The organism is Eggerthella sp. 1_3_56FAA (genome assembly GCF_000185625.1).
In the GTDB taxonomy this organism is placed as follows: Bacteria; Actinomycetota; Coriobacteriia; order Coriobacteriales; family Eggerthellaceae; genus Eggerthella; species Eggerthella lenta.
In genome coordinates, this window is the sequence record NZ_GL622580.1 from 926,813 (window position 1) to 952,476 (window position 25,664).

Genomic DNA, 25,664 nt, shown 5'->3' on the forward strand with positions numbered 1-25,664 from the left:
ACCAAGTGACCACGCTGTTTGTGAACGCGTGCATGCGCGGCGAGGCATCGCGCACGCTCGCGCTGTGCCGCGAATACCTGGAGCGCTTCGACGACGTCGTGGAGGTTGACGTTGCGGCGCTCGATCTCAAGCCGTTCGACGCCGATCGTGTGGCGTACCGTACGGAGAAGCAGAGGGCAGGGGAGTGGGACGATCCCATTTTCAGCCTATCGCGCCAGTTCGCGGAAGCCGACGACATCGTCATCGGTGTGCCGTACTGGGATCTTTCGTTTCCGGCTGCGTTTAAAACGTACCTTGAACATGTCAGCGTGTGCGAGTTGACGTTCCATTACACCGAGGACGCGCGCTGCGAGGGCATCTGCAAAGCGAAGCGCATCACGTACATCACCACGTGCGGCGGCTTCGTAGAGGGTGCAAACTTCGGTTACGAGTACATCGTTGGCATCGCCAAGATGTTCGGCATTCCCGAAGTCCGCTTCGTGGCGGCCGAGGGGCTGGACATCGTGGGCATCGACGTCCAGGAGCAGATGGACAAGGCTCGCGCCCAGATGGCGAAACTCGATTGAGCGAGTCCGGCAAAACCTATGCAGGGGGACCGACGGTTTCTCGTCGGTCCCGATTTTCGCATCCAGAGGGGTTCGATGACGGCTTGTCCATCATCGCGGTATCCATTATGGTGCAGCGCGCTCTCAACTGCGTGGATCCTCGACTTGTCGACCACGGGTTGCGGGTGGCCGCGGTGCTCGATGCCATGCTGGAAGCGAAGGGCGTGACCGATCCAACGCAGCGCCGCGCAGCGTACCTCGTGGCGTTGCTGCACGATGTAGGCGCCTATCGCACGGAGGAAATCGACCGTATGGTGGCGTTTGAAACGGAAAGCGTGTGGGAGCACTCGTTTTACGGATATCTGTTCTTCAAAGAGCTTACGCCGCTCGGCGCCTATGCGGACGTGATCCTGTACCACCACCTGCCTTACGATCGGTTCACCGACCAAGATCCGTACGTAAAATTCCTGGCCGGGGCCGTGCATGTGGCCGACCGGGTGGACGTGTTGCTGCTGGAGCGTCCTCAAGCGGATGTCGTCGAGGTAGAGCGTCTGCTGGCTGCATCGCGACCTGGCGCGTTCTCGCCCGAGGCGGTCGCCCTGTTTTTCGAGGCGCAGCGGCGTTTCGACGTGCTCGCTCGTCTGAGGAGCGGTGTGAAACAGCCTGACCGCTCGCATATCGTGGACGATCCGGACGGTACCGGTTCGGCGTCTTCGTTCCTCGACATGCTCGTGCATGTCATCGATTTTCGCAGCCGGCATACCGTCACCCACACGGTGACCACGGCATGGGTTGCCTATGAGTTGGCGTTGCGCCTGATCGGCGACCAGCGCGCGGCTGCTCGCGTGTACACGAGCGCGCTTGTGCACGATGTGGGCAAAATCGGCATTCCGCTGTCCATTTTGGAGAAGCCGGGGAAGCTCGATGACGAGGAAATGAAGGTCATGCGGACGCACGTGGAGCTGACCGAGGATATTCTCGAGGGTTGCATAGAGCCCGTGCTGTTGCAGGCGGCTGCCCGCCATCACGAGAAACTCGACGGATCGGGATATCCGCGCGGTCTTCATGCGGCTGAATTGTCCATGCCCGACCGCATCATAGCCGTGGCCGACATCGTGAGCGCGCTCGTGGGCACGCGTAGCTACAAGAAGGCGTATCCTAAGGAGAAGGTGCTCGAGCTGCTGGCCTGGCACGTCGAGACCGGCAAGATCGATTGCATCGTGGTCGAGACCATGACGCGCGACTACGATGCCATCATGTTGTCGGTCGCCGCAGCGTGCCAGCCAGTGGCTGCCGCGTATGAGCGCGTGCAGAGCGCTTATGCGCTGATGCTGGGAAAACTGAAAAGGTGGCAAGCTGAAAACGAGGGGAGAAGCGCATGAAGCGCCTGTTGATCGTAGTGGACTATCAGAACGATTTCGTGGACGGATCGCTGGGCTTTCCCGGTGCCGAGCTTCTGGAGGAGCCCATAGCCGCGAAAATCGAAGAGTACCGCAGCGCGGCCGACGTGATCGCGTTCACGTTCGACACGCATCGTTGCGACTATTTGGAAACCCAGGAAGGGCGCAACCTGCCGGTGGAGCACTGCATCGAGGGCGCGCCCGGACACGCGCTGTACGGGCGCATCGCCGAGCTCATCCGTCCGACGGACGAGGTGTTCGAGAAGCCTTCGTTCGGTTCGGCAGACTTGTTCGAATGGTTGCGCGCAGCGCAGCCGCCGTTCAAGAGCATCGAGCTGGTGGGCCTCGTGTCCAACATCTGCGTGATCTCGAACGCCGTGCTGGCGAAAGCGGCCTGCCCCGAGGTGCCCGTCATCGTGGACGCCGCCTGCACCGCTTCGTTCGACGACTCCCTCAACGAGAAGGCCCTCGACGTGCTGGAGGGCCTGCAGGTCCAAGTGACCAACCGCTAACCGAGGCTGCGGCGGCCGTCGGGCCGCCACAGCTGTCGGACTTTCGTTTACGCCAACGCCTCCACGTCGGCTTCCGTGACGGGGCTCTTGGATTCCAGCTTGCCGCCGGTGGCTGCCTGGATGCCGCAGATGCGCCCGGTCATGATGCAGTGCCCGGCCGACATGCCGCCCTGGTACATCGACCAGTCGGGGCTGCCGCACAGCTGGCCGGCGCTGAACCCGGTCACCCAGAGGTTCGGGATGACTTCGCCGTCCGTGCGAAGCGCCTGGTAGTTCTCGTTCACGGTGACGCCGGCGCACAGCGCGGACACGCGCACGTGCTTATGGATGCCCCAGAACGGCGCCTTCTCGATCTTCTTGAGGTACTTCGCCTGCTTGCCGAAGTCCGCATCGAACCCGGCGTCGACCATCTCGTTATAGCGCGCGACGGACTTCTTGAGCGCATCGGCGGGGATCTCCAGCTTCGCCGCAAGCTCGTCCAAGGTGTCGCAGCAATACGTGCCGATGAGGCTTTCGATGACGTTCGCGCCGCTTTCGGCCGAGCGGTCCATCTTCACGTCGGGCATGTACACCTGGATCTTTTCCTTGTCGGTGGGCTTGCCGCCCCACTCCGTGACCTGCTCGACGTAATCGTCGTCGAAGATCTGGGAATACCAACCCGGTTTCGGCTGGTTGCGCAGCACGCAGTTCACTTCCTCGAACACGCAGTCCTCGTTCATGAAGCGTTCGCCGTCCTCGTTCACGAACAGGAACGGCTCGTCGAACATGGGGCCGGAGTCGAAGTCGTGCATCATGTGGGAGTGGCCCACGGGCACGAACCCGGCGCCCACGGCCATGGACATGAGGATGCCGTCGCCGGTCTTGTTGCTCTGCTTGCGGTCGAACTCCTTCACGTCGGGGCAATAACGCTCCACGAGGCTCTGGTTGTTCTGGTAGTCGCCGGTGGACAGGATGACGCCCTTCGTGGCGTTGAACTTGATGTAGGAGCTGCCGCTTTTGCCGATCACGCCGGTCACGGTTCCTGATTCGTCGGTGACCAGCTGCACGCCCGGCGTCGAGTAGAAGAACTCCACGCCCTTGCTGGCGGCCAGCTCGGCCAAATGCTCCACCATCGTGCCGTTGTTGTACGGCTTCGGGCCGAACATGATGCTGCGGCGCGCGCATTTGCTGCCGTCCTCGTATTCGGTCACGGCCGTGGGACGCACCGTGTAAGGCGGGAAGCCCGCTTCGGCCGTGCGCACCTGCGTCCAGCGGATGGCCTCGCCCGAGTACTTGCAGTACGTCTCTGCCAGCTTGCGGTCGGCGCGCCAGCGGCAGTCCTCGAGGTAACCTTGCAGGTAGTTCATCACGCCCTGCTCGTCGCTTTGGTCGAGCAGCACGCCCGAGCAGGTGCCGCCCTGGGCGATGGGCTTCGACTCCTTCTGCAGCACGGCGACGGTCGCGCCCTCCTCGAGGGCGCTCAGCGCGGCGGGCACGCCGCCCGTTCCCGCGCCTACCACCACGACGTCGAACGTCTTCTCTTCGGCGATGTCGGTGATGGGCTCGACGATGACGGGCGATTCCTCGAAGTCGCTCGCCTGGAGCCCTTCGGGAAAGCTCGATGCCGCCTCTTCGACTTTGGCGTCGGAAGCGGCAGGCGCGCAGCCTGCAAGCCCTGCGCCCGTGGCGACGATGCCGGTTGCGAGCGCCCCCTTCAGAAAGTCTCGACGATTCAGTTCCATTGCTCCCTCTCCTTTCCTTGATGCTCGTGCGCGCTTGGATGCGGGCTTTGCGCCGCATGGGAGGGATGGGCGGCCCTCGGCCTGCATCCAAGCTTGTTCGAAGCTACCAAGCGAGGGCGGGTTTTTCCTCCTACAAACGGTATGAAGTTGCAGGCGGGGAGGCATCTCATCCTGGTTTTCTGATATAAACGTAGGCAGGGAGGAAGGGGTCTTATGGGTTCGATTCGTTCTCTTTTCGCGCGAACGCCCGGAATCGGCTGGGCGGTCGTCGGGTTGGCATGCGCGCTCATGGTGCTGGAAGTCCAGCGCATGCCCGTCGCCCGGTTCGTGAGCTTTTCCATGTTCGCGCCGCTTCCGTACGCCGTCGAGGCTGCGGCGATGCTGGCCATCGTCGTTCTGTACCGGGTGCGCGGCGCGCTGCGCGTGAGCGACCTTCGCGCGGTGCGGGTTACGGTCGCCCTCTTGTCGGCGGCGGCTACCTGGCTTCTTCTGTATTCCCCCTTGGCCGACGACGGCTTGGCGCTGGCCGCGCTCGTGTTGTACCGGGTGGCGACGGGGCTGCTGCTGGTCCTCTGGGGCGAGCGGCTCGTGCCGTTGGGCGCGCGTCGCACCGCCTGCGCATTCGCGGCCGCCTGCTTGCTGTCCGGGCTGCTGACCATGGTTCTCGCGCTGTTCTCGGGCGAGGTGGCGCGCGTGCTGCTGGGAGCGTTGCCGGTGGCGGCCGGCGGGCTGTTCGTGCTGTACCGGCCGCTGGTGGGCAAACGTCGGGCGAACGACGAGCTCGATCAGCCGCTTCCCCGCTTCGCCTGCTCGACTTTGAAAGACCGCGTCGTCGCGGTCAGCCTGGTCGCGCTGCCGCTTCTGTGCCGGGGCCCGATGGTCACGTCGCAGTCGTCGTGGATGGGGTTGCAGGGCGATGCCGTCATGGCGGCGTTCATCCAGGTGGCCATCGGGTGCGGCATCGTCGCTGCGGGGCTTATCGCCCTGCTCGTCGTGAAGCGCGTTTGGAACCGCAGCTTCATCCTGGTGTACGAGCTGTTCGTGCTTCCCGTGACGTTCGTGTCGTTCTACACGTCGCAGGCCTCGGGGGATCTGTGGTTCTTGCACATGCTCATCGTGGATTCCACGTACAAGGTGACGTTGTTCTACGTCATGATGACGCCGTTTCTGTTCCCGAAGGGCGCGCGTAAGGGGAACTCGTCCACGCCTTTGCTGTGCTCGTTCGCCTTCATGATAGCCATCAGGGCCTTGTTCGTCGGGCTTCATGCGTCCCTGTCCGCGTCGCTGTACGCGAGCTTGACGGTGGTGGTCGTGCTGGCGACGTTCGCGGCGGGAGGGGCTTTGTCGTTTTTGATCATGCAGCGGCAGGCGACGCGGCGGGAAGCGGGCGAGGCCGCCGCGGCCGAAGCGGTTCGCGCGGGGCTCGAAGAGCGTTGCGCCGCCGTCGCCGCCCGCTTCGACCTGACGCCGCGCGAGCGCGAGATACTCGTGCTGCTGGCGCAGAACTACCGTGCGCCCTACATCGCCGAGAAGCTGGTGGTGAGCCAGTCCACGGTGAAGACGCACATGCGCAACCTGTACGGCAAGCTGGACGTCCACTCGCAAGCCGAGCTGCTTCTCGGGCTGGACGAGGAAGCCCAGAGCATCACGACCGACTAGCGTCGGCGGGCGAAGGCTTCCAGCACGAGTTGGGCGCGGGTGCCGATGGGGGTTTCGTTCTCCGCGAGGAAACGGGGGACGTCGGCGATGGGCAGCAAGAACGGCTCGATGAACTCCGCCGGCTCAGGCTGCGCGTCGGCCACCTTCTCCACCTGGGCGAACACGACGTGCACGGTTTCGTCGGTGAGACCGGTGGACGAGTAGCCCGCTTGCGGCAGCGGGTCGAGCGCGGGCGCGTCGGCATCGGCGCGCAGGGCGTAGCCCGTTTCCTCGCGGAGTTCGCGGTCGACGCAGGTTGCGAGGTCCTCGCCCGGCTCCATGAGGCCGGCCGGGAACGCGATGCACCAGCTGTTCAGCGGATAGCGAAACTCGCGGATGAGCAGCAGCTCTCCCGTCGCGGTTTGTGGCACGATGCACACGGCGTCGGCCGCGCACGCCCGACCTGCGGCATTGCCTTCCAGCTCGGCGCGGTAGGCTTCGAGGCTCTTGCGCGACGCGCTTTCGTACTCGTACGTCGAGCCGTCGGGCATAGTGTAGGCCAGCACGTACTTCTTGATCCATCCGTCGGAAACCTGGCGGATGTTGGAAAGCTGGGGAACGGCTTGCATGGGAAAGCTCCTGTTCTTGGGTGCGGTTGTGTTACGGCATGGTTCTGGCTGCCGTGCGTTCGGATCGAGCGCACATCTCAAGCGCGCGTCATGCCTTGCGTTTCATGATACTGCCAGTTGCTGTTGTTGTCGGAAGAGGATACGTCTTCTTCTGACGTTGGTGGAGGTTGAGAAGCCCAAAGGAAAAGCTTCTCGGGAGGAAGTCGCTGAACTTGCCATCCGGGCGTTTTCGCGATGCTCAAAGAATGGGACCGAGCGCGAAGCCTCATTGCCGACCGTCGGTCGAATCTATTCAGCATTTGAGGCTGTTGGTGAGGGGGGCAACCATCGAACGGTTATTTTAAGGATGCTACACTGTGCTTCATATCGTTCCGCGACAAAGGGGAGTGTCATGGACATTGAAATTCTAAAAGAGTTCGTTTTCCTATCGAAGGGGCTTAACGTTACGAAGGCTTCTCGCGAGCTCAATATGGCGCAGTCGACTTTGAGCAGCCATATCATAAAGCTTGAAAGGGACCTAGGATGTTCTTTGGTGGAAAGGGATGGCAGTCCTCGCTTGACGCTTGCGGGTCGTGAGTTCTTGGAAGTGGCCTCCGAGATCGTGTGCCTCTACGACGGTTTCAAGGAGAGGGGCGTGGTGCAAAGGGGTCGGGAAGATGCCGTGATCACGGTATGGGCTCCGCAGCGCAGAGAAGGTTTCGTTATAGCATTGTTGGATGCGGTTATAGGGTTTAAGGGGAAGTATCCGCAGGCGATAGTTGACGTGCAGGATACGCATGGAGGAGATACGCTTGACGAGCTGAGGAAGGGTGTTCTCGACTGCGGGTATTATTGCAATGCGGTTGCAGATCCTAGCTTGGAAGAGGATTTTCAGCTGGTTCCATTGCTGGATGAAGAGTTCATCATATGGATGGATAAGGATTCGCCGCTTCGCGATTGTGATTCGCTGACTCCGTGCGATTTGGAAGGCTACCAGCTTCCAGTTCCGGTCGGTATGGGGACCCACAGCGTTCATTTGCAAACGATGTACGAAGAACTGTTCTCTCTTTATGGGGCAAAGGCAAATGTAAAACCTCGTTATTGCCGCTCTGTAGATGATTTTTTCCTTTCGAAGATCAACAGGGACGATTTGATCATCCTCAATCGCGGGTCGCAGATCATTGAAGCGATGAATGAGGCGAACGGGAAAGTTATGGGCCGATTCAATCCTCCTATCTACTCTACGGGATATCTGGTCTTTCGGAGCGAAGACAACAGCGATATGGTCGAGTGTTTTAAAAGCCACGTGCTCGCCTTTTACGAAGAGGCCAAGATTTCTTCTCTGTCAAATGAGGCGTTCAAGGATTAGCAGGCATTTTGTCGTCTTGGAGCTAGATAGCTATCCAGGTGGAATAGGTACTACAACCTGCAATGGCGGGTATCGTAAAATGCGATTGCATCGGACGTGTTTCTTGCGAAAAGCAACCTGAAAACCTCGTTTTTACCATTGAGCTTCAACCAGGTATTCTCGATATGCAGGAGGAAGGCCTGCTTACGTCAAGGAAGGTGTCAGGTGCGTTTTGCGCCTTTCGCTTCCGGAAAGCGAGGGGATCATGGAGCTAGATCGTCGTAGTTTTTTGAAAGGTGCAGCCATAACAGGCGGTGCCGCAGCTTTGTTTGGGGTGGCAGGGTGCGGTCCTGTGGCTACGGAAGCCGTCGACTCGAACGGCGAAGCGCGGAGTGAAGCCGATCCTATCCTGCCGCTGGATCCGCCGGCTTCATGGGATCGCGAAGTGGATCTGGTTGTGGTGGGAACGGGCGGTGGTGGCCTTGCCGCAACTACTTTGGCGGCCGAAAGCGGCTCGAGCGTGATCGCAGTCGAAAAGGAGGGAACAGTCGGCGGTGCCACGCGTCATGCGTTGGGCTATGTGATTTTTGCCGGAGGATCGAAGCTTCAAAACGAATTGGGAGCCGCTTGGCCTGGGCCGGAATTTGATCCCGTTGCATCCGTAAACGAGCTCGGGCCTTATTATCAGTACTCCCTCAACGTTCCTATGTATGCGAATGTCCTTGTAGCAGGAGCTGAGTGCATTGATTGGATGATGGAGCATAAAGACGTTCCGTTAGTTGGGGTTCCTCGCGTGTATTTCGATAAAGAGGTTGCCGAGGGTAGGCAAAATGCCGTCTTGGGCATGAACGGTACCGTTAACGCTATGGAAGCGGCCGCTCTGGCCGCTGGTGCAGAAATTATGCTCAATACCAAATGCGAAACTTTGGTCGTTGAGGATGGCGTCGTTGTGGGCATCATGGCAAAGGACGCCGATGGAAACGAGATCTACGCCAAAGGTGCGAAAGGCGTTGTGCTGTGCGGGGGCGGCTTTGGCATGAACAGGGATCTTTTGAAACGCTATATTCCGTCTTGCTATGAGCAAGCGCTGCAGGGCGGTCCCATGCCGTTCCATACGGGAGATACATTCCGCATGGGGTTGGGTGCGGGGGCCGATTATGCGGGATTGAATTCGTTTAGCTGCTGGGAAGGGGGATTGGATGAGTACTACGGAGATGGAGACGGTTCCTACTGGCATTATTTCTGGAATGGGCCTCGCCAATTGTTGACCAACCCCTGGCTCATGTTGGATAAGCAGTGCAACCGCGCGCCATACTTCGGAGGCTATGACTTCCAGGAAGAATATATCAATCAAGGTTTCAGCAACGGTGAAGTGACGAATGCTTCGGCGTGGATGTCCCTTGTGGGACATGGAGCCTATGCCGTTCTTGATGATAACTATGAAGAGACTCTCAAGATCATTTGCAACAAAAAGGCGACCGATAAGTCTAGGGTTCCTATCGAAAAGGATGGAACGCTTATAGAGAACAACCTTGTGTCGGACGACTGGAGGCAGGAGGTTCTTGATGCGATCGATCGCGGGGCTATTAAGAAAGCTGATACGCTCGAAGAACTTGCTGAGAAGGTCGGACTGGATCCCGACAGGTTCGTAGCGGCGGTTAAGCGATGGAATGAGGTTTGCGAAACGGGGGAGGATACCGACCTTGCCGTTCCTTACAATTCCGAGTGGCTTGTTCCTTTGAAAAAGCCGCCTTATTATTGTGCGAAGATCGGAGCCATGATCGGGAAAACGCTATGCGGATTGCGTGTCGACGAGAACATGCATGTTCTCGATGCCGACGGAAATCAGATCCCAGGCCTCTATGCAAACTTTCTTACCGCTGGCGGTATCGCGGGCGAAAATAGCTATGGTTCCCAGTGGACCAACACCAGTCTTATGGGAGCAAATGGTTTGAGCTGGTGCAGCGGTTATCTTGCTGCCAAATCTGCCCTTGCGGGTAAATAGATTCTTGGGATGGTGGCCAAGCGATGTTGTTTCGCTTGGCCACCACTATGGTCGGGACAAATGAGGATGAGCGTTTTACCGAAGAGACTGCTGGCTTTGCGAACGAGGAGGTTCCGTCATGGAGTTTCGGAACGATTGCGACGTGTATCGAGACCGATCTGTGCGTGCTTCCTGGAAGGTTCCAGCGTTTTGCTGTAACGATTGGGGCGCTCTGAAGCTTTTGGAGATATGCTCGGCTTTTGGCTTCGAGCGACCTTTTGATCTCGTGTACGGGGCTCCCCATTGTTCTTGGTCTGGTGGGCGCCCTTCGGCAGTGAGGTCTCCTTTGGACGGAGGTCTGATAGACGCGTATTTCTCCGCTTATGCCCAATTCGGTGTACGATGCGCCTTGACTTTTTCAAAATTAGCTGTGGATGAGAAAGATTACGATAACGAGTACAATAACATGCTTCTCGATTACGTTGAAAAGTACGATGGCCAGGTCATCCTTTTCGATGATGGCCTTGCTCGCTACATAAAGCGCTCGCGACCTCGCATTGCGATTGTCGCGTCGCTCAATAAAGCGATGTGCAATTTACAAGATAGCCGTGAATCGGAGTCGGATTACTACAGAGATCTTTTTCGCCTTTACGATGAAGTTGTGGTTAGAAGCGAGTATGTGCTTCGCGATGGCTGGCTGGACGATCTGCGCGATAGACGCGATTCGGTAGAAATTATTGTGAACCAGTTTTGCGTTCCTGATTGCAAACATGCTTTCAGTCATATCAGCGAGCTCGAGGAGTGGAGTCATCGAGGTTGTTGTGGCGAGGGGCGCCCTTGCTATCATTTGGAAACCGCATCCTGCATCGAGAGTCGTCTTTCCGAGAATCTTTTCATTTCCAATAGGAGGATTTCTGAATTATGCTCTGCCGGCTTTACGCATATGAAAATCGCAGGGCGAAATTCTCCTCTGCCGCTCTTCCTGGACACTCTGGCAGAGTATATTTTTGAACCGACGGGTGTTATTTCTCATATTAAACGGGCTATCGTTCGCGATTTCAAGAAGGAATCCATGATGGGTTTCGAGGCTCTCTTTCCCTTCAGCATTCCAAAAAGCGTCCTGAAAGGCTTATGATCGGAGGTCTTGTTTTTTTTGGGGTATCGCGATGATGGCCAACGAACTCCTTTGCTGCCGCCGGCTGAGGCAAGAGGCAGGGCGCTTTGCATGCATTTAAGGTGCTGTTCGCGAACGAATTGATGCGTGATAGCGCGCGAGCGCTTAGAAGCCGAAGACCTCGCCGACGTTGGCGGCGATGCAGAGGTCGGCTTGGCGGTCGCGCGGGGTGGGGGTGCGGTTGACGATGACGAGGCGGCGCCCTGTGAAGAAGTCGATGAGGCCGGCCGCCGGGTACACGGCCAGCGACGTTCCCGCCACCACCAGCAGGTCGGCCTGCGCGATGGCATTCACGGCGCCGTGCACCGTGCGTTCGTTCAGGGGCTCCTCGTACAGCACGACGTCGGGTTTGACGATGCCGCCGCAGGCGGGGCATCGCGGCACGCTGTCGTCGGACTGCGCGCGAAGGGCCAGCAGGTTGTCTACCGAGTAGGCTGCGCCGCACGCCATGCAGAAGTTGCGCAGCACGCTGCCGTGCAGTTCGAGCACGTTCTTGCTGCCCGCTTTTTGATGGAGGCCGTCGATGTTCTGCGTCACCACGGCGGCCAGCGTGCCCGCTTGCTCGAGTTCGGCCAGCTTGCGATGCGTGCGGTTCGGCTGCGCGTCGAGCGCCAGCATGCGGTCGCAGTAGAAGTCGAAGAACGCGCTGGGGTTGGCGTCGAAGAAGCTGCGGCTGACCATCTGCTCGGGAGGATAGGGGTACTTCTGCGCGTACAGGCCGTCCGGGCTGCGGAAATCGGGGATGCCGCTCTCGGTGGACACGCCTGCGCCGCCGAAGAACACCAGGCCGCCCGGCGGCGTGTCGGCCACCCAGCTGCGGAACGTTTCGATAGCGCGCACGGTTTCGTCCATAGCTCCTCCTGTCGGTTTCGACCCATGATACCACGCTTCTTGCGTCCGGATGTTTCACGTGAAACATGCGTTCTGATCGGCCTGTTTTGCTCTTGAACGCCTGTCATCCCGAGCGCAGACGACGAAGCGTGCCTTTGGGTGAAAACAAGGAAGGCGGCCACGGTGGCCGCCTTCCGGTGCGCTTGCGTTTCGCGAAGGATTAACCCTCGATGGAGATGGTCTTCTTCTCCTCGAGCTTGGGCTGCTCCTGCTTCTTCGGCACGGCGATCTTCAGCACGCCGTCCTCGAACTTCGCCTTGATGTCGTCTTCCTCGATGTCGTCGCCCACGTAGAACGTGCGGCTGCACTTGCCGCTGAAGCGCTCCTTGCGGACGTACGTGCCCTCTTCGTCCTTGTCCTCGGACTCGGACTGGGTCTGCGCCGTGATGGTGAGGTAGCCGTCCTTCAGCTCGGCCTGGACGTCGTCCTTCTTGAAGCCCGGCAGGTCGATGGTCAGCTCGAATCCTGCGTCGGTCTCCTTGATGTCGGTGCGCATGAGCGTGGGCGACATCTTCTGCATGGGAGCCGAGGCGGCGTTGAAGAACGCGTCGAAGGGGTCGGTCATCAGCTCGCTCAACAGGTTGCGGTTCCTGCGCATGGGTACCATCATTGCCATGTTCGATCATCTCCTCTAGTCGTGCGGGGAGGCGGTGGTTCCGGGTGCGCCGAAACGCCGCCTTGCTTGGTATGCCTGGTATTCTACGACGCGTTTTAGCACTCTACAACCGAGAGTGCTAAATGGTTACTTTTTCGTTATGTAGGAGCGGGGGCTTGCCGCGCGGCCGTCCTCTTCGGTGGCGCCTAAGACGAGGTCCATCATCTCCTGACGATTGCCGATGCCGAGTTTCGCGTAGATGTGGGCGATGTGCGTTTTCACCGTGTTCTCGGCAAGCACCAGTTCTTCCTGGATGAGGGTTCGCGTTCTTCCCTGAGCGAGGAGGATGAATATCTCCGTTTCGCGGGGCGAAAGCTTGTTCGCGACTGCGATGTCTTCGCATCGAACCGCGATGGCGCGTGATACGTGCTCTCCCGTGAGATCGCCGCTTGAAGGGTGCGCAGTCGTGGGTTCGGGATTGCCCGCTGCGCTTTCCTTCTCCGTCGACTCCAGGCGCCTTGCCCCGATCCATTCGCTGAGAATGGCGGCGATCGTGAGGGAGTACGCGGCGCCCAGCATGATCATGCTGCTGAAAGCCACTCCGCTGCCCAGCAAGGCGACCCACAGCACGGAGCTGAGCGCGTAGACGGCTGCTGCAACGCCCATCACTCGGTACGAGGGCATGGTAAGCGCATCGATGGCGGTGACCACGACGATCCAGAACAGCACGTGCGCACACGAGTCGTCCAGCCGCATAAGGGCGTCCAGCAGAGCGGCGGGTATCCCAGGGGCGGCGTTTTGGGACACCACGAGAAACAGACCGCCGATGACGATGATGAACGCTGGCTGAAACCTCAAATCGAGGCGCCATCCGGTTGTCTTCACCAGCGTGGCGAGTGCGAAGAGGGCAAGAAACGCTGTTGAGACGAGGGAGAAGACGACCTCTGCCGCGATCCCTTGCGCTGCGACGGCCTCGCTGCCCCATAATCCGATCGAACTGAACGACCGTACGGTCGCAAGTAGCAGCGCAGCTGCAGCGATAAGCACCAGCAGGCTTCTTCGACCCTCTCTTCCCGCCGGCAGCACGGCGCGCCGAGGTTGAGCCGCGAGCGCTTCCATCCTTGCTCCGGGGAGGTCGGCGCGCCGGGTTATATTCTGGGCGGATTCGGTAGGCGCAGAGCTCCGGGCGGCTTTGAATAGCGCGGCGGAAACGAGCGGCAGCGCGATGGTGACGGCGATCTGCCAGATGGGAGGCACCGCATAGCGGGCGATGGGAAGCACGAGCGTTTCCATACCCAATGCCGCCACGATGCACCAAGCGGTGCAGGCGAAAGTCTGCGTTCTGGCTAGCAGCAAATAGAATCGCGAGGCGATCCAGAAATAGCCCGCGCCGAACATGATCAGGCCGGCGATGGCAAGGAAAATAGGGTCGAAGAGGCTTTGATTGGAGGCGAGGGCGAAACTCGCGGTGCCTATCGAGGATGCAAGCGGTAGAACGTAGGAGAAAGGTTGGTCGCGTTCGCGGAGCCATCGGGGGCCTACTGCGAACGCAACTCCCACGATGAGTATGCCCAGCAGGAAGAAGATACGCGGATTGACGGCGGGATCGAGGTCGTGCAGGGAGGAGGGGAACCCTCCGGTATGCCCGGCCAGCGTGCACCAGAGCAGGTTCGTGCTTAGTCCCAAGGAGGCAAGAACTGCGCTGCGGTTGACGCGCACGCCGGCGGGTGTTTCCATGATCGATCCCCCTGTTTCTCTTCCCGGCGCGGTTGCGAGCAGATATTCGAAAGTCCTCTGAACAGCTGGCCATTATATACGATTCTCACGATAGGCGAAAACCCGGCGCGCCTCTATCAACCAAACCGGGGGATACCCGTTCGAGCCCTTCGTCATATTCACCCGGATACGTCGATGGCGGTGGACATCCCGTGCTTCTACCATCTTCCGGGTGTGCGGCGTGCGCGCCTGTTCCAGGTTGGAAGGAGGGGCAAGCGATAAGGCGGAACTGCCGCACGCACGACAAGAGAGGATGGAGGAGAGATCATGAGAAACATGCGACTGAAGGCCGCGCTTGGAATGGCGGGGGTGTTGGCGATGACTGCAGCTTGTTGCGTGGTCGGTCCGGCGCTTGCGGCCGATTCTGCGTCGACTGCAGACGAAATAGTGCGCGGAGGGGAGCCGGACGGCGATGTTCAGTATCCCGGCAAAGAGTATATCGTCGAGAATTACGACAAGTGGGACAAGATCGCCGAGGAGTACGCGCCCGAGATCATCCGATATTCGAATGGGCAGCTGGTTCAGCGTACCCCGACCGAGTACGAGTGCCCCCATTGGATGCAGCAAAGCTGGACCATTTCGTACAACACGTACTACCTCGACGCGGACAACCGAGGGTGCAATTCGTGCCATGCTGATATGAATGCGATGATCGAGAACATGGAGTACAAGCATGCCACGATCGACAACAAAGCGCTCGAGACGTACAGCGACGTGAACCAGTGCATCTCGTGCCATCGTGACAACGGCGACGATTTCGGCCGTCTCATACATGCCATCCACTACAACGAGCGCAGCGGGAACAAGTTCGCCGAGGGCTCGAACGGCACGTGTCAATCGTGTCACGACGCGACTGCGGATGGCAACGGCATGCAGCTGTGGGACAACGTGAAGCATGAGGCGCTGCAAGGCATCAACAAGGTTGAAAACGTGCAGGGCGAGTTCGCATCCACCCAGGACAAGGTGCAGACGCAAGACGAGCTGTACAGCTACGACTTCGTTCACGGCTATTACGACCATATGCGTTACGCATGCGGGCCTAACGGGCTTGACATCGACCTGCCCCAGAGCATGTTCGACGAGTGGGAGTTCACGGTCGACGGGAACGTGAACGCGCCCTACACGAAGAAGCTGCCCGAGCTGGTGGCCGAAGCTGAAGCCGCTGGCGTGGTGGTCACGAAGCCCTCGAAGATGGTGTGCGAGCTGAATCCGATCGGCGGCGGCGGAATCGGCCAGGCCGAGATCACCGGTATCCCGGTCAGCTGGCTCATCGAGAAGGCTGGCGGCTACACCGAAGACACCAACAGCGTGCGCGTCATTCGCGCAGACGGGTCTTCGCGCAGCGGGTTCGACCTCTCGGTCTTGGACAAAGGGTATCTGGTGTACAAGATCGATGGCGAATACCTCAGCGCACGTCACGGCTTCCCGGTCATGCATTGGCAGGAGACCTACGATGCCCAGATCTTCTCGAAGCAGATCAACGGCTACCACGTGTCGTCCGATGTCATGAAAGAGCGTGTGTGCGGCCAGGTCAACCAAGAGGATGCCCATGTGAACCGTCCCAACGTGACGGTGTGCGGCGTGCCCGAAGGTCTCATCATCCAGAACGGCAAGCCGTTCACGTTCAACGGCTATGCCGACGCGTTCGACCATCCCATGAAGACGGTGGAATTCTCCATGGACGGCGGCGAGACGTGGACGTCGTTCGACGTGGGAGACGTCGATCCGGCGAAATGGCTGTGGTGGAGCTTCACGTTCACGCCCGAGAAAGAAGGAGCGTACGTGCTGAGCGTGCGCGGCACGGACGTCGACGGCGAAGTGAGCTACCGCAACCACGAGGTGCTGGTGAACGCGAAGGACGAGATGCCGTCCGAAGACGAGATCACCGAGATAGGGAAGATCGTCGATCCGGCCATGGCCAACGGCGATGCTTCCGGCGATCAGCAGTAAGCGAGGATGATAGACATGACGCAACGAAATACCCGAATGTTCGCCGGTGTTGCCGGAGCTGCGCTGCTGCTCACCGGGTCGGGCTTGGCGCTGAACGCTTTGAATCCGAACAGCGCCGATGCATCCGATGCGGCGAGCGGGATGACGCACTCGTTCAACGAGAACGTGGTTGAGGCTTCGTGGGTGAACGTCGACGACGGCTCGTACGTACGGGTGCCGAACGTGCAGGGAAGCTTTGTATTCAACCAATTGGGAACGACCCCGAACGACGAGCTGTTCAACGTATTCGGTGCTGCTTTGACCTCGATGTGCTCTAAACCTGCGGTCGAGCTCGAAGCGCAGACGGGCGGCGTGGCCAATTTCTACGTGAACGTAGGGGGTCATATCAAGAAGAACTTCACGGTGGATGTAAGCGAGTTGTCCGAAGATGCCAGCGAGGAGGCGCTCATGGCGTGCTCGTGCGCTACCGGCTCTCCGTTCGGACAGGCTGCGGTGCTCGGCGTGCCGCTGGCGTCCATCGTGGAAATGGCCGATTTGGAGGAAGGCGTGAACACCGTGACGGCGTACGGCGCCGACGGGTTCGGCCAGCCTTTGCCGCTGCGCTACGCTTTGGAGCATGATGCGATGCTCGTCTACCAGGTGAACGGCCAGGAGCTTACGTCGGCGACGGACGGTTCCAGCATGCAGCTGTGGATGCCCGAGACGGTAGCGCGGTACTTCACGCGCAACATCACCGACATCGAGCTGACGCGCGAAGACGTCGAACCCGATGTGCAGCAGGTCGATCCGTGCTACCGCAACAAGATCAACATCATGAACTACGCCGGCGGATGCACGTTCGTCGCAGGCGACGAGATCACGTTCGAGGGCGTTGCCGACGATCTGGGAAGCCCGATCGAGGCTATCGAGTTTTCGTTCGACGGCGGCGCTACTTGGACGTCGTGCGCGACCGAGGGAGCAACCGCGGACAAATGGGTGAATTGGCAGTTCTCCACTTCGTTCGAGGATGCAGGAGACTATCGTATGACGGTGCGTGCCAAAACTGCAGACGGCATGGTTTCGCCGCTTGCGGCGACGCTGTTGTTCCAGGTCTCGTAAGAGGGCTTATCGGAGGGCGCGCAATCCGGGCGCGCCCTCTTTTTCGGGCGTCCGCTTGCAGTTTGGCAATGGTTTTATGGGTCGCGTGAAGGCCGGCGTATGATCTATACTTGCCATTCGATCGGTTGATGCAAGGAAGGAGCTTGTCATGACCGTTATCGGCCTCATATCCGACACGCATGGACGGTTGCCCGACGAGGCGCTCGCGGCCATGGCGGACGTTGACCATATCATCCATGCGGGCGACATCGGCGGCCCCGAGATCCTGCATGCGCTCGAGGCGTTGGCGCCGACCACGGCGGTGCTGGGCAACAACGACTTCGACGAGTACGGCTCGCGCGTGGGCCGTTTCGCGCATCCGGTGATCGACGGGGTGCGCTTCCTCGTGGCGCACTATCCGCGCGACGTGCAAATCGGGTTCAACGGCTGCGCGGGTCTGGCGGCGGGCGATCCCATCCCGCAGGTGTGCGTCCACGGGCACACGCATGTTCCCGAGCTGGTGTACGGACCCGAGGCGCGTCCGGCATCGTACGTCGTCTGCCCCGGCGCGCCGTTCCGGCCTCGCGGCGGGTTTCCGAAGTGCACGGGTCGCATGCTGGTGGATGATGGGCGCGTGCTGGGCGTGCGCATCGCGTCGTTGGACGGGCAGACCGTGTTCGAGGTGGGCGAGGGCGCGTAAAGCAAAAGCCCGGTGCATTCCATACGCATTGTCGCTGAAAGCCTCGTTTTCAGGCGCGATTCCGCGGCTTTCGGGCGACAATGCGTGAGAGCCATCCATGTTTTCTTGCAAACGAGTGCTTTAAGCGGGACATCGAGGAAAGCTGCCGGGGATGCGAACGGGCGCCCGGCAGGGGCGCCCGTTCAGGGGAGGGAGGGAATGTCGAACGCGCTGTCAGCTGGCGAGCGCCGTGCTCGGGGCTGCTGCTCGATGGTGCAGCAGCGCGCGCCGCATGCGCAGCACAACGTAGGCGCCCACTGCCACAGAGTACACGACCAAGCTGACGGTGGCCGTCTCGCGCCCTGCAAATGCGGAAGGCGCTAGCAGCAATACGAGGTGCACGTACGTGAGCAGGTAGAACGGGTAGGCGAGACGTTGCACCCCTTTCCAGCGCGCGGCGCTCATGCGGCGCTTCACCACCTGGAACGAGGTGACCAGCAGGATGGCCATCAGAAGAACCAGCAATGCCGCCAGCGCTAGCGAGAACCCAAGGTTCCCATTAAGCGCCGAGCCCAGCCGCGGTACGTACGACACCCCGTAAAACGCCAGGTGACCCAGCGCGAAGATGCAGCCAAGGATGGAGAGCTGGCGGCGGATGGGCATGAGCCGCGCCCGCAACGGCGAGCTCTCGTCGAGCACGCCCACGAACATCACGATGGTGAACAGCACGAACGCAAGCGCGCATCGCTGCATAAGCGGCATGAAGTACGGCCACATCCCGCCCGCAGTGTTCGTGGTCGTTCCGAACCAGTACAAGCCCACCAGCGCAAGCGCGACGATGTAGAAGGGTACGGGATGTCGCTTCAGCGGTTTCGCAAGAATCCCGATAAGGACGATGCAGCAAACAAGCGCGATCAAGAACCTCATACCAGCCCCCTTCTGTAGTCGCAATATTGTCATAGTATCATAGTATAGGCTGAACAGCCTTGACGATCTTGCGTAGAGTACACTCGGGTTCTATTCGATATATTATCCTTAAACTAGATGCATTTGAACAGGTATTTTGCGTTGACTGTCATATATCATGGTGATAGTATGACCGCAATAGCTATCATACTAGGATATGACGGTTATGCTCATGCATGGGTCGACGGTGAATTGTTGGGGGACAATCTCGGACGGGCTTGTTTCCCGAATGCGATCTAGAGGGGGTTACGCGTGGATACCACATTGACACGGCGAAGTTTCGTAAAGTGGGGAACCGCAACGGTTGGTGCAACAGCGCTTGTTGGATTTACCGGATGCGCACCCGGCGGCGGCAAGGCCGAAGATGCTTCCGAGGGGACTCAGCAGAAAGCGGGCGAGTGGCTCAACGCTCCTTGTTACAACAACTGCAGCTGCGGCTCTTCTCGCTGTCTGAACCGGGTGTACGTCGAGGACGGCGTCCCATTGAAAATTCGCACCGACGAGGAATCGGAAGACATGTTCGCCATGCCGCAGCGCCGTTCTTGCTTGCGTGGTCGTGCAAAAATCAGTGAGGTGCTCTCGCCGGCTCGCATCAAGTACCCAATGAAGCGCAAGAATTTCCGCTTGGACAATCCTCAAGGAGAGCTACGCGGCAAGGACGAGTGGGAGCGTATCAGCTGGGATGAAGCACTTGATCTCGTGGCCGAGGGCATCAAAAAGATGTACGACCAGTACGGTCCGACGGGCATACTCTGTGGCGCGTCCAGCAACATCGGCGACGGGTACTACGATCAGAACGTGTGCCTGCTGAACGCCCTGGGAGGCTCGGTGCATGCGGAAGCTGGCACGGTGTCTTTCGGCTCCTGGTCGGTTGTTGACACCCATATGATCGGTGGCTTCGGCATGTCCAACACGCCGCATCACCTGCAGTTGATCACCAGCGACCTCCATGTGCTGTTCGGATGCAACTGGGCGGCCAACAAGGCCGGCAATCACGCGTTATATCTGGAAGAATGCCGCAAGCGCGGCGCCAAGGTCATCGTCATCGATCCGTGGCTGAGCCAAACCTCACAGATGGTTGCTGACGAATGGATTCCCATTCTGCCCGGCTCGGATACGGCGCTGGTCATCGCCATTTGCTACGAGTGGATCAACGCAGGAACGTACGATCAAGAATTTCTCGATACGTACTGCATCGGATTCGACGGCGATCATATGCCCGAAGGTGCCCCTGAAAACGCCTCTTGGAAAGATTACGTCATGGGCACCGGGTACGATATGACGCCGAAAACCCCTGAATGGGCCGAGAAGATCTGCGGCGTGCCCGCTGATACCATTCGCTCGCTTGCCGCCGAAATCGCGTCGGTGGACAAGGTTGATTTCAACTGCGCGCAGTCCGCATCCAAGATTCCCGCGGGCGAGCAGTTCGTCCAGAGCTTCTACACGATGGCACTCATGCACGGCGGCATCGGCACCCCGGGGCATTACTTCGGCTGGTCGGGCGTGAAGGAATTCATGAGCAGCGGCATCAGCACGGGCGCCTATTGCCCGGTCACCGCCGACCCTGCCAACCCCTTGGCTCCTGCGGGCTCGCCGGTGTACATGTACTATCCCATCCCGTCCTTCCCGACGCTGGAAGACCCTGATAGTTGGCTGAATTTGGAGCCTTCGGAATGCTGGCGTTCTATTCTCTCCGGAGAATACGGTCGCGATTGCTGGCCGACGGGAAAGCGTAAGGTCGACATTCACGCAGCCTACTTCGGCGGCCATATGAGCACCTTGAACCAGATCCCCGACACCATGAACGGCATCAAAGCAGTTCGTGCGATGGATTTCGTCTGGGGTGTCAACCCGTTCTTCGACTCGACGCGCCAGTACTGCGACGTGCTGCTTCCCTGCGCGACGTTCTGGGAGAAGCCCAACAAGGCGTTCGGTGGAGATTACGCTTCCGCGCTGTGGTTCGACAAGATCATCGATCCTCTGTACGAGGCGAAATGCGAAAGCTGGATCGCCGAGGAATTGGCAACGCGCTTGGGGCTCGACCCTAAGGTGGTCAACACCTTGAGCGATGCTGAGCGTACGTACGCGACCGTGCGCGATGCAACCTACATGGACGGCACGACGTTCGAGTCTTCGACGCTTCTGACCATCAAGCAGGAAGAAATCGACCAGTTCTTCCCCGGCGTCGAAGGCACCCCCCAAGAGGGTAAGTTCACGTTCCAGGAATTCCGCGAGAAGGGCATCTTGAAGGCGGAGCTTTCCGAGGATATGTTCATTCCCGAGCCCTATATGGCCTTTATAGCCGATCCGGAAGGAAGTCCGCTCAAGACGGCTTCCGGCAAGTTCGAGATCTACTGCGAGACGGCTGCCTACATGATCAACTCGGTGGGTTACTCTACCATCGCCCCCATCGGCATGTACCAGATCGGCGACCCCGAGCAGGGTGCCGGTACGCAGACCGACGAGTACCCGCTGCTGCTTTGGACGCCTCACTCGCTGCGTCGTGCTCACTCGGTGAACGACAATGTGGTGTCCTTGCGCGAAGCATTTCCCCAAGAATGTTTCATCAGTGAGGTTGATGCCAGGGAGCGCGACATCAAGAACGGTGATACCGTGCTGATGACCAGCCCTCACGGAAAGGTGCTGCGTCCGGCGAAGGTGATCCCGACGCTGGTGCCGGGTGCGGTTGCCATCCAGGATGGTGCTTGGTTCCAGATCGACGAAGAAACGGGAATCGATCTGGGAGGATGCCCGAATGTGTTGCAGGCTCCGAAATCGTCGGGTGGAGGATGCCAAGCGTGGACGGGTACGTTGGTGCAGGTGGAGAAGTATACAGGCGATCTGACACTCGAACCTGACAAGAATCGGCCGATCGTCATGCCGGTTGGCGTGGAATAAGGGAGGTGCATCATGGCTCAGTACGCGTTTCACTTTGATTCCAACAAATGCACCGGCTGCAAGACATGCCAGGTGGCGTGCAAAGAAACCTACAAGCTGCCGGTGAACAACCTGTACCGCAAGGTGCTCAACTACCAGGGCGGCACCTGGGAACTCAACGAAGCGGGCAGCTACGTGCCCAACGGCGTGTTCGGCTACTTCGTCTCCATGGCGTGCAACCACTGCGTCGATCCGGCGTGCGTGGCGAACTGTCCGACGGGCGCCATGCAGAAGGACGAGGAAACCGGCATCGTGTGGACCGATCACGAGGTGTGCATCGGCTGCAAGACGTGCCAGACCGTGTGCCCTTACGATGCGCCGACGTACGACGACGAAGCGGGCTACATGTTGAAGTGCGACATGTGCAAGGCCGAGCTGGAAGCGGGCGGGAGCAAGCCCCTCTGCGTCACCGGCTGCCCTATGCGCGCGCTCGATTTCGGCACGCGCGAGGACATGATCGCGAAGTACGGCGAGGGCGACGTCGAGGTGGAGCCCCTGCCGAAGGACACGACTCATCCGAACCTCATCATGAACCCGCATCGCGATGCCCAGAAGTCGGGCAGCGGCACCGGCGCGCTCGTGAACCTGGAAGAGGAGATCTAACGGCATCAGGCTGGGCGGCCGCTTCGTCGGCCGTCCAGCTGTTTCGGAGGGGAAAGGGGAAACGATGAACGCACCGTACAACCAGGACGTGCTTGCGGCTGCGGAGGCGTGCTTCGCGCAGGCGTCCCAGCTGCTGTACTGCGAGCCGGATGCCGAGGTCGTCGCCGACCAGGTGGCGGAGCGGCCGTTCCAGAACGCGCCGTTCGGCATGGACGATGCCGATGTGCGCGAAGGCATGGCGCTGATGGACGCTTGGTGCGTCGCCGCCGCGGCTGACGAAGCGGGCTTCGACGAACGCGTGGCCGCGCTTCGGCGCGAGTGGCTGCGGCTGTTCGTGGGTGCCGGAACGCCCGATGCGCCCAGCTGGGAGTCGTTCTACCGCGATCCGAACAGCCAGCTGTTCAGCGCGCGCACGCTGGAAGTGCGCGAGCGGTACCGTCGCCACGGGTTGCAGATCGAGCGGCTGTATGCGGAGCCCGATGACCATCTGGGGCTCATGCTGGGTTTCGTCGGCCATCTGATCGGGCTCGAAGCCGAGGCCCTCGCGGTCGGCGACGGTGCGGCGGCGGGCGAAGCGGCCGACGAGCAGGAGTCGTTCCTGGTCGAGCACGTGCTGCCCTGGCTTGCGGCCTGGCGCTACAGCGTCGATGCGCATGCGTCGTCCGACTACTTCCGCGGGGCAGGCGCGTTCGTGTTCGGGCTGTGCGCGCGCTACGCACAGCGCTTCGGCGTGGCGTTCGACCGCGAAGGGCAGGTGTTCAAGCGGAAGTAGCTAGGCATCGGGCGGTCGAAGCCCTATCATGAACTGAGCGTCTGGCGAGAGGGGGACGAGATGCTCGGGACGCTTGTGGTGCTGTACCTGTTCCTAGGAGGATGCGGAGCCGGCGTTATGTTCGTGACGGCGGCCTGGTCGCTTGCGTTTCACCGGACGCGCACGCGCACGCAGGAGCAAACGGCGGCGTTCGGCGATTTGAAGGCCCGGTGCTACGGCATCGGGTTCGTCATGCTGTGCTTGGCGGCGCTGTGCCTGCTGCTCGATCTGGGGCGCCCCGAGTTGGCGTTCTTGCTGTTCACGCGGCCCACGCTGTCGATACTGTCGTTCGGCTCGTTCACGCTGCTGGCCAGCATCCTGGTCAGCGGGTTTCTGGCGGTGGCGAACCTCATGTACGTGCCGTTCGTCCGTGCCGGGGCGCGCAAGGCGGCCGAAGCGGCGTGCTTGGCGGTGTCGCTGTGCATGATGGCGTACACCGGCGTGTACGTGGGGTGGATCGAGGCGGTTGCGCTGTGGAACAACGCGGCCACGCCTGCGCTGTTCGCGTTGTCGTCGCTGTCGGCGGGCGTCTCGACGGTGTTCGTGATCGCGCCGTTCGTGCGCGATGTGACGCGCTTGAGCGGATGGATGCTGCTGCTCCATCGCGTCCATCTGGCGGTGCTGGTGCTGGAGTTGGTGATGCTGGCGGGGTTCGTGGCGTTCGGGTTCTCCAACCCCTTCGCGCGCGAATCGCTGGCGATCCTGTTCGACCCGAGCGGGCTGGGCCCGTGGTTCGTCGTGGGGCTGGTGGGCTTGGGGCTGTTGGTTCCCTTGGCCGTCGAAGTGTTCGTCACGGTGACGAAGCGGTTGGTTCGCGCGCTGCCGGTGGACCTGCTGTGCATCGCGGGAGGGCTGGTGCTGCGATTCTGCGTTGTTTGGTCGGGGATGCATTGAAGATGCGCGGTTGCCGCCGCTGTACAAGCTGGTTATCTTGTACAATGCGGAACGGATGATCCCTCAGAAAGAATAAGGAAGTGGCATGGCGTTATTCGAGATAGACGAGTCGTCGGGGCTGCCCGTGTGGGTGCAGCTGCGCAACCGGTTCGTCTACTTGATCAAGACCGGCCACTACCAGCCCGGGGATCAGCTGCCCAGCGTCCGCACGCTTGCCGCCGAAGCCGCCATCAACTACAACACGGTGAGCAAGGTGTACATCAACCTCGAGCACGACGGGTATGTGGAATCGGTTCGAGGCCGCGGCGTGTTCGTCCGCGATATCGGCAAGCTGGCCGCCGACGACGTGCAGTCCATCGCCGATACGGAAATCGAGGAGAGCATCAAGCGGTGCCTCGCGTTGGGCATGACGCTTGATGAAATCATGTTGAGGATGATCGACGTCGCCCATCGCGTCCAGCAGGACGCGGAAGGGGGCGCGAGCATGAGACGGGGCTTGTATGAAAAATCGCAAAGGAAAGAATCAAACTGACGCGCCGGCCGCCAAGCCGTTTTCCATCGAGCAGTACAACTCGCGCACCGATCGGCGCACGTCGCAGAACGGCTCGCTCATGTTCTCGGCGTTCGTGTTCGTTGTGGCGCTCGTGCTGGCCATCGCGGCGGGCTACCTGATCACAGGAGCCTTCACCGTGTGGGTGGTGCTGGTCGGTTTCGCGCTGGCATGCCTTGCCGAGATGTCCATCCACATCGCCATGCAGTGGGAGAAGGTGGTGGTGCTGCGGTTCGGCAAGTTCAGCCGTTCGAAGGGCCCCGGCCTGTACTTCACCATCCCCTTCATCGAGCAGACTGCCCTCAAGGCTGACCAGCGCATCATGGTCACCGGGTTCGGCGCCGAGGAGACGCTGACCAGCGACCTCGTTCCCATCAACGTGGACGCCGTGCTGTTCTGGATGGTGTGGGACGCCGAAAAGGCGTGTCTCGAGGTGGAGAACTACTACAACTCCGTGTCGCTGGTGGCGCAGACCGCGCTGCGCGACGCCATCGGCCGCGCCAGCGTGTCGGAGGTGGCCATCCGCCGCAACCAGCTGGATCAGGAGTTGCAGGAGGTCATCGAAGAGCGCACGTCGCTATGGGGCATCACCGTGCTGTCGGTGGAGATCCGCGACATCGTGATTCCCCAGGAGCTGCAAGAGGTCATGTCCACCGAGGCCCAGGCCGAGCGCGAGAAGAACGCCCGCATGGTGTTGGCCGAGGTGGAGAAGGACATCTCCTCCATGTTGGTGGACGCCGCGCACGTGTACGAGGAGAACGAGGTGGCCCTGCGCCTGCGCACGATGCACCTGCTGTACGAGAGTGTGAAGGGTTCCGGCGGCACCGTGGTCATCCCGAGCGCCTACAGCGAAGGCTTCAGCGACGCCGCCCTGAAGAACATGGCCGACTCCCTGAAAACCCCGAAGTAGAGCACCGCAGCGCGTTGTTGCAGAGGCATTATCGGCCCAAAGACACGGTTTTCGCGCGAATTCCTTGTCTTTGGGCCGATAATGTTTGCGGGAAT

The 25,664-nt window shown here is 60.3% G+C and carries 22 protein-coding genes; 16 read left to right on the forward strand and 6 right to left on the reverse strand.

Annotated elements, in window-relative coordinates:
• The first annotated feature begins 5 nt into the window (after positions 1 to 5).
• The 3 genes from HMPREF1023_RS09235 to HMPREF1023_RS09245 all read left to right on the forward strand — a co-directional run bounded on the left by HMPREF1023_RS09235 (position 6) and on the right by HMPREF1023_RS09245 (position 2,457).
• Positions 6 to 566, forward strand: coding sequence for an NAD(P)H-dependent oxidoreductase (locus HMPREF1023_RS09235; RefSeq protein ID WP_009305984.1), 561 nt, complete (start codon positions 6 to 8; stop codon positions 564 to 566).
• A gap of 83 nt (positions 567 to 649) precedes the next feature.
• Complete coding sequence (locus HMPREF1023_RS09240) at positions 650 to 1,927, forward strand: HD-GYP domain-containing protein (RefSeq protein WP_009608177.1); 1,278 nt, start codon at positions 650 to 652, stop codon at positions 1,925 to 1,927.
• Positions 1,924 to 2,457 (forward strand): cysteine hydrolase family protein, encoded by a 534-nt coding sequence (locus HMPREF1023_RS09245; RefSeq protein ID WP_009305986.1) that lies wholly within the window; start codon positions 1,924 to 1,926, stop codon positions 2,455 to 2,457. Before HMPREF1023_RS09240 ends, HMPREF1023_RS09245 begins: the two co-directional genes overlap by 4 nt.
• A 47-nt stretch (positions 2,458 to 2,504) precedes the next feature.
• Here the strand turns inward: HMPREF1023_RS09245 and HMPREF1023_RS09250 are convergent, their stop codons facing one another.
• Positions 2,505 to 4,178, reverse strand: coding sequence for an FAD-dependent oxidoreductase (locus tag HMPREF1023_RS09250; RefSeq protein ID WP_009305987.1), 1,674 nt, complete (start codon positions 4,176 to 4,178; stop codon positions 2,505 to 2,507).
• 213 nt (positions 4,179 to 4,391) lie between these two features.
• On the opposite strand from HMPREF1023_RS09250, the gene HMPREF1023_RS09255 reads away from it, so the two are divergent.
• Positions 4,392 to 5,837: a helix-turn-helix transcriptional regulator gene (locus HMPREF1023_RS09255; protein WP_009305988.1), complete on the forward strand. Its 1,446-nt coding sequence runs from the start codon at positions 4,392 to 4,394 to the stop codon at positions 5,835 to 5,837.
• Here the strand turns inward: HMPREF1023_RS09255 and HMPREF1023_RS09260 are convergent.
• Positions 5,834 to 6,445 carry an NUDIX hydrolase gene (locus HMPREF1023_RS09260; protein ID WP_009305989.1) on the reverse strand — a complete coding sequence of 204 codons (612 nt, stop codon included), beginning with the start codon at positions 6,443 to 6,445 and terminating at the stop codon, positions 5,834 to 5,836. The genes HMPREF1023_RS09255 and HMPREF1023_RS09260 overlap by 4 nt on opposite strands.
• 391 nt (positions 6,446 to 6,836) lie before the next feature.
• On the opposite strand from HMPREF1023_RS09260, the gene HMPREF1023_RS09265 reads away from it, so the two are divergent.
• From HMPREF1023_RS09265 to HMPREF1023_RS09280, 3 genes are all read left to right on the forward strand, one after another.
• A complete protein-coding gene (locus HMPREF1023_RS09265) occupies positions 6,837 to 7,793 on the forward strand; it encodes a LysR family transcriptional regulator (protein WP_009305990.1) in 957 nt (318 codons plus the stop codon).
• 244 nt (positions 7,794 to 8,037) lie between these two features.
• Entirely contained in the window at positions 8,038 to 9,777 is a 1,740-nt protein-coding gene (locus HMPREF1023_RS09270; RefSeq protein WP_021410054.1) for an FAD-binding protein, read from the forward strand.
• A 118-nt stretch (positions 9,778 to 9,895) separates the two neighbouring features.
• Positions 9,896 to 10,891, forward strand: coding sequence for a hypothetical protein (locus HMPREF1023_RS09280; protein WP_139019513.1), 996 nt, complete (start codon positions 9,896 to 9,898; stop codon positions 10,889 to 10,891).
• Between the two features lie 144 nt (positions 10,892 to 11,035).
• Here the strand turns inward: HMPREF1023_RS09280 and HMPREF1023_RS09285 are convergent, their stop codons facing one another.
• The 3 genes from HMPREF1023_RS09285 to HMPREF1023_RS09295 all read right to left on the reverse strand — a co-directional run bounded on the left by HMPREF1023_RS09285 (position 11,036) and on the right by HMPREF1023_RS09295 (position 14,153).
• On the reverse strand, positions 11,036 to 11,782 hold the full coding sequence (locus tag HMPREF1023_RS09285) for an NAD-dependent protein deacylase (RefSeq protein WP_009305993.1): 747 nt from the start codon (positions 11,780 to 11,782) through the stop codon (positions 11,036 to 11,038).
• 199 nt (positions 11,783 to 11,981) lie between these two features.
• A complete protein-coding gene (locus tag HMPREF1023_RS09290; RefSeq protein WP_009305994.1) occupies positions 11,982 to 12,437 on the reverse strand; it encodes an Hsp20/alpha crystallin family protein in 456 nt (151 codons plus the stop codon).
• 126 nt (positions 12,438 to 12,563) lie between these two features.
• Positions 12,564 to 14,153 carry a helix-turn-helix transcriptional regulator gene (locus HMPREF1023_RS09295; protein ID WP_009305995.1) on the reverse strand — a complete coding sequence of 530 codons (1,590 nt, stop codon included), beginning with the start codon at positions 14,151 to 14,153 and terminating at the stop codon, positions 12,564 to 12,566.
• Between the two features lie 306 nt (positions 14,154 to 14,459).
• On the opposite strand from HMPREF1023_RS09295, the gene HMPREF1023_RS09300 reads away from it, so the two are divergent.
• From HMPREF1023_RS09300 to HMPREF1023_RS09310, 3 genes are all read left to right on the forward strand, one after another.
• Positions 14,460 to 16,142 carry a molybdopterin-dependent oxidoreductase gene (locus HMPREF1023_RS09300; RefSeq protein ID WP_009305996.1) on the forward strand — a complete coding sequence of 561 codons (1,683 nt, stop codon included), beginning with the start codon at positions 14,460 to 14,462 and terminating at the stop codon, positions 16,140 to 16,142.
• A gap of 15 nt (positions 16,143 to 16,157) precedes the next feature.
• Positions 16,158 to 17,240 carry a molybdopterin-dependent oxidoreductase gene (locus HMPREF1023_RS09305; protein WP_035576716.1) on the forward strand — a complete coding sequence of 361 codons (1,083 nt, stop codon included), beginning with the start codon at positions 16,158 to 16,160 and terminating at the stop codon, positions 17,238 to 17,240.
• 148 nt (positions 17,241 to 17,388) lie between these two features.
• Positions 17,389 to 17,919 (forward strand): metallophosphoesterase family protein, encoded by a 531-nt coding sequence (locus HMPREF1023_RS09310; RefSeq protein ID WP_009305998.1) that lies wholly within the window; start codon positions 17,389 to 17,391, stop codon positions 17,917 to 17,919.
• A 213-nt stretch (positions 17,920 to 18,132) separates the two neighbouring features.
• On the opposite strand, the gene HMPREF1023_RS09315 is transcribed toward HMPREF1023_RS09310, so the two are convergent.
• Complete coding sequence (locus tag HMPREF1023_RS09315) at positions 18,133 to 18,825, reverse strand: ferric reductase-like transmembrane domain-containing protein (RefSeq protein WP_009305999.1); 693 nt, start codon at positions 18,823 to 18,825, stop codon at positions 18,133 to 18,135.
• 291 nt (positions 18,826 to 19,116) lie between these two features.
• Between HMPREF1023_RS09315 and HMPREF1023_RS09320 the strand changes: the two genes are divergently transcribed.
• From HMPREF1023_RS09320 to HMPREF1023_RS09345, 6 genes are all read left to right on the forward strand, one after another.
• Positions 19,117 to 21,762 carry a molybdopterin-dependent oxidoreductase gene (locus HMPREF1023_RS09320; RefSeq protein WP_009306000.1) on the forward strand — a complete coding sequence of 882 codons (2,646 nt, stop codon included), beginning with the start codon at positions 19,117 to 19,119 and terminating at the stop codon, positions 21,760 to 21,762.
• A gap of 12 nt (positions 21,763 to 21,774) precedes the next feature.
• The gene (locus HMPREF1023_RS09325) at positions 21,775 to 22,404 is read left to right on the forward strand and encodes a 4Fe-4S dicluster domain-containing protein (protein WP_009306001.1); all 630 of its coding nucleotides are present in this window, start codon (positions 21,775 to 21,777) and stop codon (positions 22,402 to 22,404) included.
• A gap of 64 nt (positions 22,405 to 22,468) precedes the next feature.
• The gene (locus HMPREF1023_RS09330) at positions 22,469 to 23,176 is read left to right on the forward strand and encodes a molecular chaperone (RefSeq protein WP_009306002.1); all 708 of its coding nucleotides are present in this window, start codon (positions 22,469 to 22,471) and stop codon (positions 23,174 to 23,176) included.
• Positions 23,177 to 23,236: 60 nt separating this feature from the next.
• Positions 23,237 to 24,109, forward strand: coding sequence for an NrfD/PsrC family molybdoenzyme membrane anchor subunit (gene nrfD / locus HMPREF1023_RS09335; protein ID WP_009306003.1), 873 nt, complete (start codon positions 23,237 to 23,239; stop codon positions 24,107 to 24,109).
• A gap of 85 nt (positions 24,110 to 24,194) precedes the next feature.
• Complete coding sequence (locus HMPREF1023_RS09340) at positions 24,195 to 24,641, forward strand: GntR family transcriptional regulator (RefSeq protein WP_009306004.1); 447 nt, start codon at positions 24,195 to 24,197, stop codon at positions 24,639 to 24,641.
• Positions 24,610 to 25,569, forward strand: a complete 960-nt coding sequence (locus HMPREF1023_RS09345; RefSeq protein WP_009306005.1) for a slipin family protein — start codon at positions 24,610 to 24,612, stop codon at positions 25,567 to 25,569. The genes HMPREF1023_RS09340 and HMPREF1023_RS09345 overlap by 32 nt, the downstream gene beginning before the upstream one ends.
• The last annotated feature ends 95 nt before the right edge of the window (positions 25,570 to 25,664 follow it).

Excerpts from the sequence above, each read along its gene's own strand:
- HMPREF1023_RS09245 (WP_009305986.1), top strand. The coding sequence starts at position 1,924 with ATGAAGCGCCTGTTGATCGTAGTGGACTATCAGAACGATTTCGTGGAC.
- HMPREF1023_RS09250 (WP_009305987.1), bottom strand. The coding sequence starts at position 4,178 with ATGGAACTGAATCGTCGAGACTTTCTGAAGGGGGCGCTCGCAACCGGC.
- HMPREF1023_RS09255 (WP_009305988.1), top strand. The coding sequence starts at position 4,392 with ATGGGTTCGATTCGTTCTCTTTTCGCGCGAACGCCCGGAATCGGCTGG.
- HMPREF1023_RS09260 (WP_009305989.1), bottom strand. The coding sequence starts at position 6,445 with ATGCAAGCCGTTCCCCAGCTTTCCAACATCCGCCAGGTTTCCGACGGA.
- HMPREF1023_RS09265 (WP_009305990.1), top strand. The coding sequence starts at position 6,837 with ATGGACATTGAAATTCTAAAAGAGTTCGTTTTCCTATCGAAGGGGCTT.
- HMPREF1023_RS09270 (WP_021410054.1), top strand. The coding sequence starts at position 8,038 with ATGGAGCTAGATCGTCGTAGTTTTTTGAAAGGTGCAGCCATAACAGGC.
- HMPREF1023_RS09280 (WP_139019513.1), top strand. The coding sequence starts at position 9,896 with ATGGAGTTTCGGAACGATTGCGACGTGTATCGAGACCGATCTGTGCGT.
- HMPREF1023_RS09285 (WP_009305993.1), bottom strand. The coding sequence starts at position 11,782 with ATGGACGAAACCGTGCGCGCTATCGAAACGTTCCGCAGCTGGGTGGCC.
- HMPREF1023_RS09290 (WP_009305994.1), bottom strand. The coding sequence starts at position 12,437 with ATGGCAATGATGGTACCCATGCGCAGGAACCGCAACCTGTTGAGCGAG.
- HMPREF1023_RS09295 (WP_009305995.1), bottom strand. The coding sequence starts at position 14,153 with ATGGAAACACCCGCCGGCGTGCGCGTCAACCGCAGCGCAGTTCTTGCC.
- HMPREF1023_RS09300 (WP_009305996.1), top strand. The coding sequence starts at position 14,460 with ATGAGAAACATGCGACTGAAGGCCGCGCTTGGAATGGCGGGGGTGTTG.
- HMPREF1023_RS09305 (WP_035576716.1), top strand. The coding sequence starts at position 16,158 with ATGACGCAACGAAATACCCGAATGTTCGCCGGTGTTGCCGGAGCTGCG.
- HMPREF1023_RS09310 (WP_009305998.1), top strand. The coding sequence starts at position 17,389 with ATGACCGTTATCGGCCTCATATCCGACACGCATGGACGGTTGCCCGAC.
- HMPREF1023_RS09315 (WP_009305999.1), bottom strand. The coding sequence starts at position 18,825 with ATGAGGTTCTTGATCGCGCTTGTTTGCTGCATCGTCCTTATCGGGATT.
- HMPREF1023_RS09325 (WP_009306001.1), top strand. The coding sequence starts at position 21,775 with ATGGCTCAGTACGCGTTTCACTTTGATTCCAACAAATGCACCGGCTGC.
- HMPREF1023_RS09330 (WP_009306002.1), top strand. The coding sequence starts at position 22,469 with ATGAACGCACCGTACAACCAGGACGTGCTTGCGGCTGCGGAGGCGTGC.
- nrfD (WP_009306003.1), top strand. The coding sequence starts at position 23,237 with ATGCTCGGGACGCTTGTGGTGCTGTACCTGTTCCTAGGAGGATGCGGA.
- HMPREF1023_RS09340 (WP_009306004.1), top strand. The coding sequence starts at position 24,195 with ATGGCGTTATTCGAGATAGACGAGTCGTCGGGGCTGCCCGTGTGGGTG.
- HMPREF1023_RS09345 (WP_009306005.1), top strand. The coding sequence starts at position 24,610 with ATGAAAAATCGCAAAGGAAAGAATCAAACTGACGCGCCGGCCGCCAAG.